Source organism: Thiomonas delicata (assembly GCF_900088825.1).
Taxonomy (GTDB): Bacteria; Pseudomonadota; Gammaproteobacteria; order Burkholderiales; family Burkholderiaceae_C; genus Thiomonas_A; species Thiomonas_A delicata.
The window spans coordinates 1642791-1660431 of sequence record NZ_LT592170.1 but is presented as its reverse complement, the minus strand read 5'-3'; the positions used below and the strand labels follow the sequence as shown (position 1 = coordinate 1660431).

Below are 17641 nucleotides of genomic sequence, written 5' to 3'. Positions count from 1 at the left end.
CGCCGCGAGCAGGCTTCAATCGAAACGGAAGGTGTAGAACATGTCGACCGCGCTGTCCGAGCCCGACTGCAGGCGCAGCGACAGGCGGCGGGTGAAGTCGTAGCGGATGTTGAACAGGTTGCCGGTGGTGCCCAGGCCCCGCTCCACGCTCACCGAGAGTTTGGAGGTGATGCGCTTGCCCAGGGTGACGATGCTGTTCTGCAGTCCGCCCTGGCCGCTGAAGGAGAGCTGGCTCAGGCCCAGGCTGTTCGCGATGCGGCTGGTGACCGGAGCGCCCTGTCCCGAAGCCAGCAAGGCGCCGGCCGCGGTTTGCAGCAGGGCCAGCTTGTCGGGGTTGGCGGCGTTGAGGTCCTGGCCGAGTACCAGCCAGGAAAGGATTTCGCTGTCAGGCATCGGCGGCGTCGAGGTCAGCGTCACCACCGGCGTGCGCAGCGTGCCGGTGACCTGCACGCCTACCAGCACCGGAAGATCCTTGCGCTGCGCGGCGAAATTCAGCCCTGGGTTGTCGATCGGGCCGGAGAAGTTCACCGTCCCGCCCTGCACCAGCGTCAGCGTCTGGCCATAGGCGGTGTAGGTGCCCTGACGCACCTCGATGCTGCCCGCGGCGGCAAGCGGGCTGCCCGTGGCGGCGTGCAGCGTGAGCCGGCCGCCAAGATCGGCATCCAGCCCATAGCCGGTGATGTGCACCTCGCGCCCCAGATCCACCTGCACCGCAGCGGACACCGCGTAGCGCGCCATGGGCGATGCGGTAGGGGTCTGCGCCTGTCGCCCGACGACCACGACGTCCCTGGCCAGCTTGGGCGCGCTGCCGCGCGGCAGCGCGACGTTGGCGCTGTCCACCTTGAGCTTGCCGTCGAGGCTGATCGCACGGCCTTGCAGGCTCAGGGTGCCGGTACCGCTCACCACGGCCTGGCGGTCCGGACGGTTGAGCACCTGCAACTGCTGCGCGGTGAATTGGAGCTGCGCCTGCGGCTTGCCGCCCACCAGCTTCGCGCTGCCACTGGCCGTCAATTGCCCCTGGCCGCCCTCGGCCGCGAAGCGCGTCAGTCGCAGACTGTCGCCGGTGAAGCTGGCGTCGAGCACACCGCCGCGCAGGTCCAGGCCCTCGTCGGGCAGGGCCAGCGCCAGGCCGCGGCCGGTGAGCTGGCCGCTGAGTTCGGGGCTGGCCACGCTGCCGGCGGCCTTCATGTCCAACGCCAGGCCGCCGCCCAGCTTGGCGGTGGGCCCGAGCAGCGGCGCGGCCCAGGCGATGCCGGGCAGCTCGGCGCGCACCGCGCCGACCAGCGGCGCGGTGCCGGCAATGCCCCAGGCGCTGCCGCGCCGCTCGACGCGGGTCTGCATCTCGCCATGCACGCTGCCGAGCAGACTTCCTGCGGCGTCGAAGGTGGCGGAGACGGCGTCGGCCCGCGCCCGCAGTTGCAAGCGCAGGTTCGACAAACCCAGGCTCAAGCGCGGGTCGGTGGGCAGGCTGAGGTCGCCCGCGCTGCGCGCCACCTGCAGGTGGCCGGACAGGGTGCTGCCGGCTTGGATCGCCCAGCCGGCGTCGAAGCGCAGGCTGGAGCGCACGCCGTGCATGTCCACGCCCAGCAGCTTGAGCCAATAGGCGGGGTCGATGCCGCGCGCGTCGCCCGCGGTGTCGAGGGTGCCGGCGTTCCACACGGCATGATTGAGGTTCAGGTCGCCGCCCCCGCTGCGCAGCCTTGCGTGCCGCACCTCGACATGATTCTTCTCCAACAGCAACTGCGCCGGCCCCAGTAATTGCACGGCGTAACGCCCGCCGTTGCTGAGCTGCTCGACCGTGCCCTGCCAGCCCTTGGCCGCCGTGTAGCCGCCTTGCAGCGCCGCGCGCAGGTCGAGTTCGGCGTTGCGCAAACGCAGGCTGATGCGTTGCGCGTCCAGCCGCCCCTGGGCCTGGACCTCGGCCTGTTGCAAGGCGAAGGTGCCGGCGGTGATGCCGTGTCCCTTGAGTTGCAAGTCCAACCGCCCTTGGGCACCGGCCTGCAGGCGGCCGCTGGCATCCAGCGCGTCGGCCCGCACGCGGCCGGGTGCTTCGAGCTTGGCCGCGTGCAGGTCGAAACTGCCGGCCGGCGCGGCGAACGTGCCCGACAAGGTTCCGCGGCCCTGCAGCCGCCCGGCGAAAGCGGGGTCGATCTCGCGCAGCGCGGGGGCGTCAATCCGCCACTGCAGGCTGTCGCCGGCATGGCCGAAATCGCCCTGGGCGTCGAGTTTGTTGTCGCCCAGCAGCAAGGCCGCCTGCAGGCCGCGCACACCGGCCGGCGACACCTGCCCACGCGCCTGTCCCGAAAACACATGGCCGCGCCAGCGGCTGGGCCGCACATTCAACTTCACCCGCGCGCTGCGCGTCTGCACATCGCCCTGAGCCTGCACGTCGAGGTTGAGGGTGGCCGCCGGATAGGCGCCGAAACGGCTGGGGTCGAAGTGGTCGAGCGCGGCCTTGAGGTCGAAGCGCTGCGGGGCGCGCGTGTCCAGCGTACCGCTGGCGTCCAGCCGGCCGCCCTGCGCCTGCAGGCGTGCTTGCGCAATGTCGATGCGGCCCCCGTCCCGACTGGCGCGCAGCGCGACCACCCAGCCGGGCTGCTCCAGGCGCGCCTGCAGTTCCTGGCGTTGCAGGCTGCCGTGCAGTTGCAGCGGGCCGTGCAGGCGGGTGGCGAGCAAGGTGGAATCGATGCGCCGCAGGTCGAGATTTCGCGCCTGGAGTTCGAGGCTGAAACGCCCGCCCGCCGTGGCCGGCGACGATGGTGCCGCGCCGGCGGCATGCGAGCGGCCCGGCGCAGGCGGCGCGTCCCATTGCGCGCCGCCGACCAATTCCCCGCCCCCGGCGAGACCGGCGTGCAGATCGTCGATGCGCAGGCGCCCGGGCTGCAGACGCAGCACCGCCCGCAGGCTCTCCAGCGGCAGGCGCCCGGCGTTCACCGCGCCGGGCTGGGCGTTGCGCAGGCTGAGACTGCCGCGTACGTCCTGGGCATTGGAGGGCTGCAACGCGAGCCGCAGGTCGAGCAAGGCGCTGGGCGCGCCCTTGACGATGCGCGCCGGATCCACATGGTTGGCGCTGATATGCGCCTCCCGCAGCGGCTGGCTCGAAAACGGCGCCAGCCGCGCCTCGAAGCCGGCCTGGGCTTGCACGGCACTGGCCTGGCCGCGCAGTCGAAGGTGCTGCAGGCTGCCGGAGGGCTGCATGGTCAGCAACAGGGTCTCGCCGCGCAGGCGCAATGCGGCCTGCACATGGCCGCGCAAGGCAAAAGGCCGCGTCGTGCCCAGATCGACCCGGGCCTGGCCGTCGCCCCAGGGCGTGGTGGCCTGCACCCGCAGGCGCAGGTTTTGCGCGCCGGCCTGCACGCTGGCGTCGAGTCCGCCCAGGCTTCGCAGGGCGCCGGGGGCGCCCATGCGCAAGGCGCCGATGTGGAGTGCGTCGATCCGCACCCCCAGCGGCAGCGCAAGGCTCTGCGGCAAGGCGGGAGGCCCGCTGGACGGGCTGGGCAGCAGGGTGACGTCCAGTTGGCCGATGGACAGGGCCTGCACGTCCAGCAGCCTGGGCTTGGCGAGCAGGGCCCGCGGGTTCCAGCGCAGGTGCAGATCGCGCACGTCGAGGTCCACGCGCGGGCTCTGCACCTGCAGCCGGCCCATGCGCAGCTCGCCCCACAGACTGCCGCGTACGTCCTCGACTTCCAGATGCGTGGCGCCGAATTCCAGGGGATGGCTGGCGAGCCAGCGCAAACCCGGCCCGCTGGTCAGCCATGCCAGCCCGGCAGCCAGCAAGGCGGCGAGCAGCACCAGCAGCGCCAGGAACCAGGCCAGCGCCCGCCCGAGCTTGCGCAGGAGCGAGACCTTTGGCGACGGCGTGGCATGCGAAGACGTGGGGGGACGGGCCGTTTCGCCGCCCGCGGGGGGCTTGGGTGCGTCGGAATCGGCCATCTAGAAATTCACCCCGGCGTTGAATTCCAGGCGCAAGGATTGCGTGGCCTGGCCGTAGGCCAGATCGACGCTGATGATCCCCGCCGGGCTGCGCCAGCGCGCGCCCACGCCATAGCCGGCCACGGGCTTGAGCGCGCCGAAGCTGTCGGCCGCGTTGCCGGTGTCGTAGAACACCGAGGCGCCCCATTTGGGCGTGATCCAGTGCACCGCCTCGACGCTGGCCGTGAGCAAGGCGCGCCCGCCGACGATGGCGTCGCCCTGGTTCACGCCCAGGCTCTGGTAGGCGTAGCCGCGCACCGAACCGACGCCGCCGGCGCGGAACAGCTCCTGCTGCGGAATGCCGTTGGCCGAAGGGCTGAGCACGCTGCCGACCTCGCCGCGCAGGATGAGCTGGTTGCTCGCACCGAGCGGAATGAAGTCCACGCCGCGCAACACCAGGCGGATGAAGTTCTGGTCGGACAGCAGCGCCTTGCTGGCGCCGCCGATCTGGGCGTTGACCAGGGTGCCGCTGGTGGGATCGAGCGGGTTGTCCAGCCTGCGCCGGGTCCAGCTGTAATTGGGCATGAGCGCCTGCGCCGTGGTGCTGCCGAAGCCGGCCACGTCCTGCCGTTCGGTGATGTACTGCAGCGAAAGCACAGTTTCGATCGGCCCGTCCAGGCGCTGGCGTTGCCCGCCGAGGATGAGGCTGCGCGTGGTCAGGCCCTGGATGTTGGCATGCTGCGCGTCGGCGCTCAGGCCGTAGCGCGCGCCGTTTTCAGTGCGCGGAAAAGTCAGCCCGGAACTGAGGCTCTGCTGCAGGGTCTCGAGCTTGAGCGCGGTGTTCAGGCGCCAGGCGCGGCCGAGGATGTTGAGGTTTTCGTAATCGGTCTGCACGCGCGCGCCGGTGTTGCTGCTGTAGCCCAGGCCCAGACCCAGCTTCTGCGGCTTGTATTCGTCCACCTGCACCAGCACCGGGATCTGCGTACCCTGCGCCTCGGCCAGCGGCGCGGCCACCGTGGCGGTGCGGAAGTAGCTGCTGGCCTGCAACCTGGCCTGGTAGTCCAGCAGCTTGTCCTGCGCGTAGGGGTCGCCCGGGTGGATGGGCGACAGGTGCTGCACGATGGTCGCGGGATAACGCTTGAGCCCTTCGATGCGAAGGGCGCCGAAGGTGTAGCCCTGCCCGGTGTCCAGATGCAGCGACAGTGCGGCGGCGTGCTGCTGCGGATCCACCAGCGCCCGGCTTTCGGCGATGCGCGCGGCCGGATAGCGCCGCGTGAGCAGGGCCAGCAGCGCGTTGCTCTTGGCCGTTTCCCAGGCCGCGCTGACGAACACCGCGCCATCCGGCAGGGACCAACTCTTGCGCAAGGCCGCCGCGAGCCGGGCGTCCGGCTGGCCATTCGGGCCAGTGACCTGCAGATCGAGACTGCGCACCAGCGTGGGCTGGCCCGGCGTCACCCGCACCGTCACCAGGGGGGGCGTCACGGCCGCGTCGAGCGCGGCCTGCACCTGCGGCGAGAAATAGCCCCGCGCCGCGAGCAGGTCTTCGGCCTGCTTGGGTACCTTGTCCACCAAGCCGCGAAGCTGCTCCGGTGTGAGATCGGGGAAAAAGCGCCAGCGTTCGATGTCGAGGTTTTGCGCGAGCATGGCGCGCAGCTTGTCGGGCGCGTCGATGCGCACGCTGTAGCGCGCCAGCGGCGCCGGCGCGGATGTTGCCGCCGCTGGCGCCGCGGCGGCGGGCCGCGCCCAGACCCCGGCGCCGAGGCCGAGGCCGCACATGCACAAGGCCAGTGCCCGGCGCCAGGCGCCAGCGCCCGCCTTGCCAGTCGGCCGGCCGCCCTTCACGCGAACCGCCGGCCATGGCGAGGAGACAAGCCGCATGCGCCCTGCCTCGGGTCGAAACCGGTCGGTGTCAGCGCGCCGCCCCATGCGTCATGTCGCGTCGCGCGCACCCGGCAACATGCGCGCCACATAGCGCGCGATCAGGTCGACCTCCAGGTTCACGGCGCGGCCGGCCTGCAGAGTATGCAGATTGGTGTGCTGCAGGGTGTGGGGGATGAGGTTGATGTGGACCGTGGCGGAGGCGTCCGAGGCATCGTCCACGCGGTTGACGGTCAGGCTCACGCCGTTGACCGCGATCGACCCCTTGTAGGCGAAGAAGCGCGCCAGCTCCGCCGGCACGCGCACGGCCAGATGCCAGGACTCGCCCACCGGCTCGAACGCTTCCACCCGCCCGACGCCGTCGACATGGCCCGTCACCAGGTGCCCGCCGAGCTTGGTGGACAGGGTCAGCGACTGCTCCAGGTTCACCAGCGTTGCAGGCGCGTCCAGCCCGGCGGTACGCGCCAGGCTTTCGGCCGAGACGTCGAAGGCGAACGACTCCGCGCCGAGCTCGACCACGGTCATGCAGGCGCCGCTGACGCAGATGCTGTCGCCCAGTCCGGCGCCGCGCAACCAGTCGGCCGGCGCCTGCACCGTGACGCGCAGGCCGGCGCCGGCGTCCGGCTGGAGGGTCTGCACATGCGAGATACGGCCCACGGCCGTGATGAGTCCTGTGAACATGGTGCGCCGAGCGTTGTGGATAGGGAAGCGGACGAGCATAGCCGCAGAGCGCGCCTGCGGGGGCATCGCCGCCTGCATGTCCCCACCCGGTTTGGCGCCATGCGCGCCGGCGCGGGCGCAGAAATAGCGTGAACAGGCCCTAGACTCGCGCAATGCTTACGAAAACCGCCTCGCCTCCCGCGCCCGCCTTCCTCTGGCCCGTGCGCGTGTACTGGGAAGACACCGACGCCGGCGGCGTGGTGTATTACGCCAACTACCTCAAGTTCTGCGAGCGCGCCCGCAGCGAATGGCTGCGCAGCCTGGGGCTGGACCAGCAGGCCATGGCCGCGCGCGATCAGGTGCTGTTCGTGGTCAGCAGCGCCCAGGTGCGTTATGCCGCCCCCGCCCGGCTGGACGATCTGCTGGAGGTCAGCGTCGCCATCACGCAAACCGGCGGAGCGAGCTTGGACTTGCTGCAGGAAGTCCGGCGCCGCCCCCCGGCCGACCCCGCCGCGTCCGGCGCCCTGCTGGCCAGCGCGCAAGTGCGCGTGGCCTGCGTGCAGGCCGGCAGCTTCAGGCCCGTGCGCCTGCCGGCCGCCGTGCTGGAGGCCGTCGCCCGCGGTTGCGCCAGCCCCGCCGGCGGCAGTGCAAAATAGAACTTTCCCTGGAACCGGTCGCCCGCGGCCTGCATCGAAAACGCAGCGGGCTCCTCCCACCACTCTCAGCCTGGACCTTGCATGGACCAAAACTTTTCCATCGTCTCCCTCGTACTGGGTGCCAGCACCGTCGTGCAATTCGTGCTGGCGCTGCTGATGGCGGTGTCCCTGGCGAGCTGGACCGTCATCTTCCGCAAATACTTCGCCATCAAGAGCGCACGGCTGAAGACCAACGATTTCGAGCAGGAGTTCTGGTCCGGCACCAGCCTCAACGACCTGTACCAGGCCGCCATCAACAGCGCGCGCCAAGGCAGCCCGCTGCAACGCATCTTCGCCTCGGGCATGCGCGAATTCCTCAAACTGCGCGAACGCCACCTCGACTCCACCACCCTCGTCGACGGCTCGCGTCGCGCCATGCGCGCCGCTTTCCAGCGCGAGATGGACGCGATCGAGGCCAATCTCTCCTTCCTCGCCTCGGTGGCTTCGGTGTCGCCCTACGTGGGCCTGTTCGGCACGGTCTGGGGCATCATGCACGCCTTCGTCGGCTTGTCCAACCTGCAGCAGGTCACGCTGGCCACGGTGGCGCCCGGCATCGCCGAGGCCTTGGTGGCCACCGCCATCGGCCTGTTCGCCGCCATTCCCGCGGTCATCGCCTACAACTTCTTCGCCCGCGACATCGACCGCCTGTCGATCCGCTTCGATTCGTTCACGGAGGAGTTCTCCAACATCCTGCAGCGCCAGGTGGCGCCGCATCCGGGCCAGGGCGCCGCCGCGCCGTCGGCCGGCCCCTCGACCCGGCCGATGGGAGCGCATTGAATGGCCGCCATCCAACACCGGGGCGGCGGGCGGCGCCGCGCGCTGGCCGAGATCAACGTGGTGCCCTACATCGACGTGATGCTGGTGCTGCTGATCATCTTCATGGTCACCGCTCCGCTCATCACGCCCAGCGCCGTGAAGCTGCCCACGGTCGGCAAGGCGACGCGGGCGCCGGACACCGTGGTCGAGGTGGACATCAAGGCGGACAAGACGCTGACCGTGCTCCTGCGCGACCCCAAGGCCAAGCCCGGCAGCAGCGGCCTCGCCCCGCAGCCGACCACCATGGGCGACTTGCAACGGGCCGTCTCCCAGCTGGCACAGCAGTCGGGCAGCAGTCTGGCCGACATGCCGGTGCTGATCGCCGCCGACAAGAATGTCAAGTATGACGACGTGATCAAGGTGCTCAACCGCCTCAAGCAAGGCGGCGTGCAGCGCGTGGGCCTTGCCGTGCAAGCCACGGGGCAGCCATGACGCCAGCCTCGGCCGCCGCCCTGCATGCCTGCCGCGCCACGGGCTGCGCTGTCATCCAGACGGGTTCCATCTGCGTTGGTTCCGGGTTGCGTGCCTTGCATGCGCTGCACATGCGACCCCAACCACTCCCGATGCCGGCATGAATACCTACAACCCCTCGGCAGACACGCTGCGGCCGCCGCCCGAGCGCGGCGTGGGCCGCGCCCTGCTGTTCGCGGCGCTCATTCACCTGCTGCTCATCGTCCTCATCGCGCTGGGCGTGCACTGGAAAAGCCACACGCCCGAGGCCGTCGAGGCCGAGCTGTGGACGCCCACGGCGCACCTGGCGGCGCCACGCCCTCCTCAAGTCCAGCCCCAACCGCAGCCCCCGGCCCCCAAGCCGCAACCCCAGGCGCAGCCGGCGCCGCCTCCACCACCGCCTGCCGCCAAGGTCCAGCCCACGCCCGACAACGCCGCGATCGCGCTGGAGAAAGCGCGCAAGCTCAAGGAGCAGGAACAGAAACGCCAGGCCGCGTTGCTGGCCGAGCAGCAGGCGCAGAAGCAAGCCGAGAAGCGCGCGGCTGAAAAGCTGGCCTTGCAGCAGCAAAAACTCGCTCAGGAGCAGCAACTTCAGCAGCAACGCCTCGCCGCCGAGAAGCGCAAGCAGGAGGCGCTGAAGCGGCAGGAGCTCAAGGCCGAGCAATTGGCGCAGCAGCAAGCCCGGGAAGAGGCCGCGCAAAAAGCGGCCGAGCTCAAGCGCAAGCAGGAACTGCTGCGCGAGCAGCAACTCGCCAAGCTGCAGCAGCAGGCGCGTTCCGACTACATGAAGAACCTCATGGCCCAGGCCGGTACCGGCCCCTCCACCAGCACGGGCCACGCCGCGGTGACGTCGGGCCCCTCGGGGGCGTATGCCGCGCGTCTGGCCACCCTGGTGCGGAAAAACGTGATCTACGGGCAGATCGACCAGATCCAGGGCGACCCGAAGGTGATCATCACCGTGACGCTGGACCCCAATTCGGGCGAGGTGCTGGGCTCGAAAATCGAGCGCTCCAGCGGCGTGCCGAGCTGGGATCAGGCCGTGCTGCGCGCCATCCAGCGCGTGGGCCGGTTCCCGCCCGATGAAAACGGCAAGTGGTACACGCCGATGGAGATCAAGGCCGGACCAAGGGACGCGGGCTGAGCCGCGACCAGCTGGCGTGCCTGCGCACGCCAGCGCGCGCGGCGAAGGGCCTCGGGACCTGCCAGTCCCGAGCCTCCGAGCCCAGGAAGCTCCGTCAGGAATGCGCGCGCATCGGCGCGGCCGAATCGCTGCCCTCGTACACCACCTGCACCCGGCCTTCGATCGCGAGTTCGCGCAGCGCGGCGAGCACGTCGTCGCCGGGGCGCAGGCGCAAGCGGTCGATGCGCAAGGTGGCCTCGGCGCCGCCGCGCTCGACTTCGACGTCGAGCGGCAGGCCGCCTTCCTCGCCGGCGGCGTGGGTGCGCGCCAGATCGATCAGCGGGCCGGCATCGGCCAGCCCGTTGACCCGCATGCGGATGCGCCGGCCCAGGCGCACGCGGGTCTGCTCCAGAGTCCAGACGGCGTCGACGTTGAAGCGCAGGCCGCCGCTGAAACGGTCGTTCTGGGCGCGGCCCTGCATCACCAGCAATTCGTCGTCGCGCAGCAGGGCGCGCACGGTGTCGAGCAGGCGGTCGTTCACCACCGCCTCCAGCGTGCCTGAACGGTCTTCGAGGGTGACGATGGCGACGCGTCCGCGCTGGCCCTGCACCACGCGCACCGCGGCGACGATGCCGGCGACGATCTGCGGTTCGCGCGCATCGGCCAGTTCGGCCAGCGGGCGGGGGGCGAAACGCCGCACCTCGGCGGCGTGGGCGTCGAACAGATGGCCGCTGAGCACGAAGCCGATGGCCAGTTTTTCCTCGGACAGTCGCTTGCGCAAATCCCAGGGGGGCTGGGGTTCGGGTTCGGGGGCGCCGGCCGCGGCGGCGCCGGGCTCGTCGAACAGACTGTCGAACAGGCCGCTCTGGTCGGCATGCTCGGCGCACTGCGCGGCATGCTCCAGCGCCATGCCCACCGCGGCCAGCAGGGTGGCGCGGTTGGGGTCGATGGAGTCGAAGGCGCCGGCGCGGATCAGCGCCTCGAGCACGCGGCGGTTGATGCGGTTGCGGTCCACCCGCGCGGCGAAGTCCATCAGCGACGCGAACGGCCTGTCGGCCCGCGCATCGACAATGGCCTCGATGGCCGCGCGCCCGGTGCCCTTGATGGCGCCCAGCGCGTAGCGGATGGTGTGCGCGTCCACCGGATCGAAGCGCCAGCCGCCCAGGTTCACGTCGGGCGGCAGCAGCTTCAGGCCCATGGCGCGGGCGTCGTCCACCAGCACCTTGAGCTTGTCGGTGTCGTCCAGCGCGATGCTCATGTTGGCCGCCATGAATTCGGCCGGGTAATGCGCCTTCAGCCACGCCGTCTGCACGGCCAGCAAGGCATAGGCGGCGGCGTGCGACTTGTTGAAACCGTAGCCGGCGAACTTCTCCATCAAGTCGAAGATCTCGTTGGCCTTCTCCGGCGCGATGCCGTTCTTCGCCGCGCCTTCGGCGAAGATGCCGCGATGCTTGGCCATCTCCTCGGGCTTCTTCTTGCCCATCGCGCGGCGCAGCAGGTCGGCGCCGCCGAGCGAGTAGCCGCCGATGACCTGCGCCACCTGCATCACCTGCTCCTGGTAGACCATGATGCCGTAGGTCTCCTCCAGCACGCTGGCCATGCGCGGGTCCGGGTAGACGATGGGCTCGGTGCCGTCCTTGCGGTGGCAGAAGCTGGGGATGAGGTCCATCGGCCCCGGCCGGTACAAGGCCACGAGCGCGATGATGTCCTCGAAGCGGTCCGGCTTGGCCTCGCGCAGCATGCCCTGCATGCCGCGCGATTCGAGCTGGAACACCGCCACGGTGTCGCCGCGCGCCATGAGCTTGTAGGTGGCGGGATCGTCGAGCGGAATGTCCTCCAGCTTGAAGTCGGCTCGCTCCGGGTGGTTGCGGCGGATGTGCTGCGCCGCCAACTCCAGGATGGTGAGCGTGGCCAGGCCGAGGAAGTCGAACTTCACCAAGCCGATGGCTTCGACATCGTCCTTGTCGAACTGCGACACCGCGTCCGTGCTGCCGGGCTGGGCGTACAACGGACAGAAGTCGGTGAGCTTGCCCGGCGCGATCAGCACTCCCCCGGCGTGCATGCCCACATTGCGCGGCAGCCCTTCGAGCTGCTGGGCCAGGCTCAGCAGGTGGCGCACCTCGTCCTCCTGCTCCACCCGCTCCTTGAGCTGCGGTTCGACCTCGATGGCCTGGGCGATCGTGATGTGCTGTCCCGGCTTGTTGGGGATGAGCTTGGCCAGCGCGTCGCAGAAGTTGTAGCCCAGTTCCTGCACCCGCCCGGCGTCGCGCAGCGCGGCGCGCGCCGCCAGGGTGCCGAAGGTGGCGATCTGCGACACCGCCCCGACGCCGTATTTCTGCTTGACGTAGTCGATCACGCGGTCGCGGTTTTCCTGGCAGAAGTCGATGTCGAAGTCGGGCATGGACACCCGCTCCGGGTTCAGGAAACGCTCGAACAGCAGGTTGTAGGCGAGAGGGTCCAGATCGGTGATCCGCAAGCTGTAGGCCACCAGAGAGCCGGCGCCCGAGCCCCGCCCCGGGCCCACCGGGCAGCCGTTGTCCTTGGCCCAGTTGATGAAGTCGGCCACGATGAGGAAGTAGCCTTCGAAACCCATCTTGGCGATGGTGCCGAGTTCGAACTCCAGGCGCTCCACGTAGCGCGGGCGCTCGGCCTCGCGCCGGGAAGCGTCCGGGTAGAGCTGCTGCAGGCGGCGTTCCAGGCCCTGGTAGGACTGGGCGCGGAAATAGTCCGCCAGCGGCATGCCGTCGGGCGTGGGAAAGTCGGGCAGCTGCGGTTTGCCCAGCTCGAGCGTGAGGTTGCAGCGCTTGGCGATCTCCACCGCGTTGGCCAGCGCCGAAGGGATGTCGGCGAACAAGGCCTCCATCTCGGCCTGGGTCTTGAAGTACTGCTCGGCGGTGAAGCGCTTGACGCGGCGGGGGTTGCCCAGGGTCTCGCCCTCGGCGATGCACACGCGCGCCTCGTGCGCCTCGAAGTCGTCCGCCGCCAGGAACTGCACCGGATGCGTGGCCACCACCGGCAAACCCAGTTCGGCCGCCAGGCGCACGGCCGCCGGCACATGGTGCGCGCACTCCGGCTGGCCGCTGCGCTGGAGTTCGAGGTAGAAGCGTCCCGGAAACACTTCCGCATGGCGCCGCGCCAGATGGCGCGCGCGCGCCATGTCGCCCGCCAGCAAGGCCTGGCCGACGGCCCCCTGGCGCGCCCCGCACAGCGCGATGAGGCCTTCCCCCGCGCCGTCCTCGAGCCACTGCCACCGGATTTCCGCCTGCCCGTTGCGCTGCCCCTCCAGCCAGGCGCGGCTGAGCAGGTCGCACAGGTTGAGGTAACCTTGACGCCCCGTGGCCAGCAACAGCAGGCCGGTGCCCGGGGCCTGCGGCGCGGGGTCGTCGGGGGCGACCCGCACATCGCAGCCGATGATGGGCTTGACCCCTGCTGCACGCGCCCCGGAGTAGAAACGCACAGCGGCGAACAGATTGTTCAGGTCGGTGATGGCCAGGGCGCCCTGGCCATCGGCGCGTGCCGCGGCGACGGCGGCGTCGATCCGCAGGCTGCCATCGACAATGGAGTACTCGGTATGGATGCGGAGGTGGACGTGGGGCATGCTTGCATTGTAGGTAGACGGCCCCGGCGCAAACACACGCAACACGGGCGCGAGAATCCGGTCCGCCACCGTGCAGCGCCCCCATGATCGTGAGCGCTCGCTATCGCTCAAGCCATTGTTTTATCTTGATTTATTTCAATTGAACCCGCTTGGAACCAGACCCGATCGCTTCCTATAATTTCGCTGCTTGCGGCCCCCAAAGGGCGCTCAAGAAAACGCCGGGCCGCTCCCGAGTTTTCTTGACCCCCATGGGGGGCGGGGCGGTATGCCGCCCCTGGGGCACTCGAAACACCGGGCGAACCCGGGCGTTGCCGCATGCCTTCCTCCCCCACCCCGCGCCACGCCTCACATCTCGCGCCACATCTCGTCGCCATGCCTGATCTCCACCCGCTCCCTTTGCTGGCCCTGCATGCCGACGGCGTGCTGTGGGTAGGCCTGGCGCTGGTGCTGGCCACGCTCATGGGGGAATCGGTGTTCCGTTTCCTGCATTGGCCGCGGCTGATCGGCTACACGGTGGCGGGGCTGGTCATCGCCGCCGGCGGCAGCCGGCTGCAGGCGCTGGACCTGCAGCCCAGCGTGCGCGCCATCGTGGACGCGGCCCTGGCCATGCTGCTGTTCGAGATCGGCCACCGCGTCAACCTGCGCTGGCTGCGCGCCAACCCCTGGTTGATGCCCATCAGCCTGGGCGAATGGGGGCTGGCCCTGCTGGCGATGTGGGCGGTTCTGACCGCTTTCGGCCTGGGTGGCCTGCACGGCCTGGCCACCGCCGCCGCGCTGGCCTGCACGGCTCCCGCCGTGGCGCTGCGGATCAGCGGGGAGTTCAACGCGCGCGGCCAGGTCACCGAACGGCTGTTGCTGCTGTCGGCGCTGGGCGCGATGTGGTCCATCCTGGCCCTGGGCGTGTTCGTCGGCTGGCTCGGCGCGCAGCACAGCGCCGCCTGGTGGAACGCTGTGCTGCAGCAGATCTATGCCATCGGCGGGGCCGTGCTTGCCGCCGCGGTGCTGGCCTGGTCCGTGAACTGGGTGGAGCGCCATTTCGACTTCACCGATGAAGGCGCCGCGCTGCTGCTGGTGGGCCTGATCCTGCTGGTGCTGTCGGTCACCCGCATGCTGCATTGGTCCACCCTGCTCACGCCCTTGCTGGCCGGCCTGCTGTTGCGCGTGCGCAGCCAGCGCCCCCGGGTCTGGCCGCGCCACTTCGGCACGGCCGGCGGGGTGCTGGTGGTGCTGTTGTTCCTGGTCCTGGGCCTGAGCCTGGACTGGCCCCTGCTGGCCCGGGGCCTGACCTTGGGGCTGGCGCTGTCCCTGGCGCGGGCGCTGGCCAAGCTGGCGGTGCCGCTAGCCCTGGGCCGGCCCTCGGGGTTGAGCTGGAAACAGTCGGCCGCGCTGGGCCTGGCGCTGAATCCGGTGGCCGGCGTGAGCTTCGTGCTGCTGCTCGACCTGGCTCACCAGGTGGCCGGGTTTCCGCAGGCGCTGATTGCCGGTGCGTTCGCCGCCATCGCCATGCTGGAACTGGGCGGCACCTTGCTGGCGCGCTGGGCGCTGGGGCGCGCGGGCGACATTCCATCCAAGCGGAAAAACCCATGAGGACAGCGCGATGAACCTGGGGACGTTCAAGGAGTCTGCCGCGCTGAGCCTCGGCATCGAGCTGGAACTGCAGATCGTCAGCCGCCACAACTACGACCTCATGCCGAGCGCGCCCGACCTGCTGCGCCTGCTGGAAGGCCGCAAGCTGCCCGGGCTGGTCACGCCGGAGATGACCGAGAGCATGATCGAGCTGTCCACCGGCATCTGCACCGGCTACGACGACGCGTTGGCGCAACTCGGCGAAATCCAGGCCGCCTTGGTGGAAGCGGCGAACAAGCTCGACGTGGGCCTGGCCGGCGGCGGCACCCATCCGTTCCAGCACTGGGCGCAGCAGCGCATTTTCGATAAGCCGCGCTTTCTGCAGCTCTCCGAACTCTACGGTTATCTGAGCAAGCAATTCACCGTGTTCGGCCAGCATGTGCACCTGGGCTGCGCCAGCAGCGACGAAGCCCTCTACACCCTGCATTGCATCTCGCGCTACATCCCGCATTTCATCGCGCTCTCGGCCTCGTCGCCCTATGTGCAGGGCGAGGACACCGGCTTCCACTCGGCGCGGCTGAATTCGGTGTTCGCCTTTCCGCTGTCGGGCCGGGCGCCCTTCGTGCTCGACTGGGCCGATTTCGAGACCTATTTCGGCAAGATGACCGCCACCGGCGTGGTCAAGAGCATGAAGGATTTCTACTGGGACATCCGCCCCAAGCCGGAATACGGCACCATCGAGGTCCGCGTCATGGACACGCCGCTGACCATTCCGAAGGCCGCGCGCATCGCCGCCTACATCCAGACCCTGGGCCGCTGGATCCAGACCGAGCGCCCGTTCGCGCCGCAGGAAGACGACTACCTCGTCTACACCTTCAACCGCTTCCAGGCCTGCCGCTTCGGCTTCGACGGCACCTTCGTCGACCCCGCCACGCGCGAACACCGCACCCTGCGCGAGGACCTCGTGCGCACCCTGGTGAAACTGGAAGACCACGCCATCGCCCTCCGATCCGACCCGGCGCTGCGCGAACTGCTGACCGACGTGACCGGTCGCGGCAACGACGCGCAATGGATCCGCGAAACCTTCGCCCGCGAAGGCCACCTGCCGGAAGTGGTCAGGCAGCAGTGCGAACGGTGGATGGGCCGCATGCCGCGAAACCCAGCCCCGGGGGACGCACCGTCGACCTGAAGTGCCGTCAGTTTCCGCCCACCCATTCCTGCGTTCCCTGTCCGGCGAACTGCATGCGATGCAATTGGGCATACAAGCCGCCGCGCGTCAGCAGTTCGGACTGCGTTCCCAGTTCCACCAGCCGGCCTTGGTCCAGCACCGCGATGCGGTCGCAGTGAGCGATGGTGGCCAGGCGATGGGCGATGACGATGGTCGTGCGGCCCTGCATCAGGCGGTCCACGGCTTGCTGCACCAGGCGCTCGCTTTCGGCGTCGAGCGCGCTGGTGGCCTCGTCCAGAATGAGCAGCGGCGCGTCGCGGTATAACGCGCGGGCGATGGACAGACGCTGGCGCTGCCCGCCGGAGAGCTGCGAGCCGTTATGGCCGATCTCGGCATGCAGCCCGCCCGGAAGGCCGCGCACGAAGTCGGCCAGCGCGGCGGCTTCCAGCGCGCTCCAGGCGCGCGCCTCGTCCACCGGCTCGCCGAAACTCACGTTCGCCGCCACGCTGTCGTTCAGCAGCACCACGTCCTGACTGACGAGGGCGATCTGCTGGCGCAGCGCGTGCAGCTTCCAGTCGCGCAACGGCACGCCATCCAGGAGCAGGCGGCCGGAACTGGGTTCCAGCAGACGCGGCACCAGACGCATCAATGTGGTCTTGCCGGCACCGGACGGTCCCACCAGCGCGAGACTCTCGCCCGCATGCACGTGCAGGCTGACGCGGTCGAGCACCGGGCGATCGATGGCGCCGATGCGCACCGTCACGTCCTCGAAGCGCAGCTCGCCGCTGGCGCGTGCCAGCTCGAACGAGCCCGTGTCGGCCTCCTGCGGCGTGTCGATGATGCCGCGCAGCCGCTCCAGCGAACTCAGCGCGCGCACCATGGGCTGCACGATGTCGGATACCCGCCGCAGAGGCGACAGGGTCATCAGCATCGCGGTGATGAAGGAGACGAAGCCGCCCACGCTGTGCTGGCCCGACACATCGCTCTGGTGCAGCGCATAGACCATCACCACCGACACCGCCAGCGCCGACAGCCACTGCGACACCGGCGTGGTCGACGAGCCGGACACCAAGGTCTTCACCGTGGTACGGCGCAGACCTTGGTTGATGGCCTCGAAGCGCGCGGCAAACCCGCTCTGCGCGTTGTGCACGCGGATCACCGGCGCCGCCAGCATGCCCTCTTCCAGCGCATACGAGGTGACCTCCGCCGCCTTCTGCATCTGCGCGTTCAGGCGCTTGGCGCGGCGGCTGATCAGACGCATGGTGAACAGCAGCGGCAGCAGGATGGCCAGGGTCAGCAACGTGAGGCTCCAGTTCAGCCACATCAGATAGCCGAACAACGCCAGCAGCGTGAGGCTGTCGCGCACCAAGGTGAGCAAGCCGGGGAAGATCATGCCCAGCGCCAGTTGCGCCTCGTACACCGCCGCGCCGATCAGGCTGCTGGCGCTTTCGCGCTGCAGTTGCGCGAGCTGGGCATGCACAATCTGGCCGTACACCAGCGTGCGCACCCGTGCCAGCACGTTCTGCGTCATCCACTGTGTGAGAAACTGCGAGGTCAGCCACGCCAATCCGCGCACCGTGAACAACCCAAGCAAGACCGCCGGGACCGCCCACAGGGGGAAATCGCGGCGCGATGTGAAGCCAACATCCAGCACATGCTTCATCAACGCCGGAAGCGCAGGCTCGGTCGCCGCGACGATCGCGGCGCACAGCACGATGAGTAGGGCTGCGGCGCGGTTGCGGGAGTCGGCCGAGAATAGTTTTCGCAGAAGCCGCATT

11 protein-coding genes are annotated in these 17641 nt (G+C 69.6%); 6 read left to right on the top strand and 5 right to left on the bottom strand.

Features of this window, described 5'->3' with window-relative positions:
- Positions 1-15: 15 nt before the first annotated feature.
- Genes THIARS_RS07915 through THIARS_RS07905 form a run of 3 tightly spaced genes read right to left on the bottom strand, consistent with a single transcriptional unit; the run spans position 16 to position 6471 of the window.
- Positions 16-3933, bottom strand: coding sequence for a translocation/assembly module TamB domain-containing protein (locus THIARS_RS07915; RefSeq protein ID WP_094160133.1), 3918 nt, complete (start codon positions 3931-3933; stop codon positions 16-18).
- Entirely contained in the window at positions 3934-5790 is a 1857-nt protein-coding gene (locus tag THIARS_RS07910) for an autotransporter assembly complex protein TamA (protein WP_141202359.1), read from the bottom strand.
- Positions 5791-5841: 51 nt separating this feature from the next.
- Entirely contained in the window at positions 5842-6471 is a 630-nt protein-coding gene (locus THIARS_RS07905) for a riboflavin synthase (RefSeq protein ID WP_094160131.1), read from the bottom strand.
- Between the two features lie 152 nt (positions 6472-6623).
- Between THIARS_RS07905 and ybgC the strand changes: the two genes are divergently transcribed.
- The 4 genes from ybgC (at position 6624) to tolA (ending at position 9552) form a co-directional block, all read left to right on the top strand.
- Positions 6624-7106 (top strand): tol-pal system-associated acyl-CoA thioesterase, encoded by a 483-nt coding sequence (gene ybgC, locus THIARS_RS07900; protein ID WP_094160130.1) that lies wholly within the window; start codon positions 6624-6626, stop codon positions 7104-7106.
- An 81-nt stretch (positions 7107-7187) separates the two neighbouring features.
- On the top strand, positions 7188-7922 hold the full coding sequence (gene tolQ / locus THIARS_RS07895; protein ID WP_094160129.1) for a protein TolQ: 735 nt from the start codon (positions 7188-7190) through the stop codon (positions 7920-7922).
- Positions 7923-8393, top strand: coding sequence for an ExbD/TolR family protein (locus THIARS_RS07890; RefSeq protein ID WP_094160128.1), 471 nt, complete (start codon positions 7923-7925; stop codon positions 8391-8393).
- A gap of 139 nt (positions 8394-8532) precedes the next feature.
- Positions 8533-9552: a cell envelope integrity protein TolA gene (gene tolA / locus THIARS_RS07885; RefSeq protein ID WP_094160127.1), complete on the top strand. Its 1020-nt coding sequence runs from the start codon at positions 8533-8535 to the stop codon at positions 9550-9552.
- Positions 9553-9646: 94 nt separating this feature from the next.
- Here the strand turns inward: tolA and dnaE are convergent, their stop codons facing one another.
- Positions 9647-13129, bottom strand: coding sequence for a DNA polymerase III subunit alpha (gene dnaE, locus THIARS_RS07880; protein WP_094160126.1), 3483 nt, complete (start codon positions 13127-13129; stop codon positions 9647-9649).
- A gap of 372 nt (positions 13130-13501) precedes the next feature.
- Here dnaE and THIARS_RS07875 point away from each other — a divergent pair, with 372 nt between their 5' ends.
- Together THIARS_RS07875 and THIARS_RS07870 are read left to right on the top strand one after the other, a co-directional pair.
- Positions 13502-14716 (top strand): cation:proton antiporter domain-containing protein, encoded by a 1215-nt coding sequence (locus THIARS_RS07875; protein WP_094160125.1) that lies wholly within the window; start codon positions 13502-13504, stop codon positions 14714-14716.
- 10 nt (positions 14717-14726) lie between these two features.
- Positions 14727-15884 carry a YbdK family carboxylate-amine ligase gene (locus THIARS_RS07870; RefSeq protein ID WP_094160124.1) on the top strand — a complete coding sequence of 386 codons (1158 nt, stop codon included), beginning with the start codon at positions 14727-14729 and terminating at the stop codon, positions 15882-15884.
- A 7-nt stretch (positions 15885-15891) separates the two neighbouring features.
- Here the strand turns inward: THIARS_RS07870 and THIARS_RS07865 are convergent, their stop codons facing one another.
- Entirely contained in the window at positions 15892-17640 is a 1749-nt protein-coding gene (locus tag THIARS_RS07865) for an ATP-binding cassette domain-containing protein (protein WP_094160123.1), read from the bottom strand.
- Position 17641 lies beyond the last annotated feature (1 nt).

Coding starts and splice junctions, on each gene's coding strand:
- THIARS_RS07915 (WP_094160133.1), bottom strand. CDS start 3,933: ATGGCCGATTCCGACGCACCCAAGCCCCCCGCGGGCGGCGAAACGGCC.
- THIARS_RS07910 (WP_141202359.1), bottom strand. CDS start 5,790: ATGCGGCTTGTCTCCTCGCCATGGCCGGCGGTTCGCGTGAAGGGCGGC.
- THIARS_RS07905 (WP_094160131.1), bottom strand. CDS start 6,471: ATGTTCACAGGACTCATCACGGCCGTGGGCCGTATCTCGCATGTGCAG.
- ybgC (WP_094160130.1), top strand. CDS start 6,624: ATGCTTACGAAAACCGCCTCGCCTCCCGCGCCCGCCTTCCTCTGGCCC.
- tolQ (WP_094160129.1), top strand. CDS start 7,188: ATGGACCAAAACTTTTCCATCGTCTCCCTCGTACTGGGTGCCAGCACC.
- THIARS_RS07890 (WP_094160128.1), top strand. CDS start 7,923: ATGGCCGCCATCCAACACCGGGGCGGCGGGCGGCGCCGCGCGCTGGCC.
- tolA (WP_094160127.1), top strand. CDS start 8,533: ATGAATACCTACAACCCCTCGGCAGACACGCTGCGGCCGCCGCCCGAG.
- dnaE (WP_094160126.1), bottom strand. CDS start 13,129: ATGCCCCACGTCCACCTCCGCATCCATACCGAGTACTCCATTGTCGAT.
- THIARS_RS07875 (WP_094160125.1), top strand. CDS start 13,502: ATGCCTGATCTCCACCCGCTCCCTTTGCTGGCCCTGCATGCCGACGGC.
- THIARS_RS07870 (WP_094160124.1), top strand. CDS start 14,727: ATGAACCTGGGGACGTTCAAGGAGTCTGCCGCGCTGAGCCTCGGCATC.
- THIARS_RS07865 (WP_094160123.1), bottom strand. CDS start 17,640: ATGCGGCTTCTGCGAAAACTATTCTCGGCCGACTCCCGCAACCGCGCC.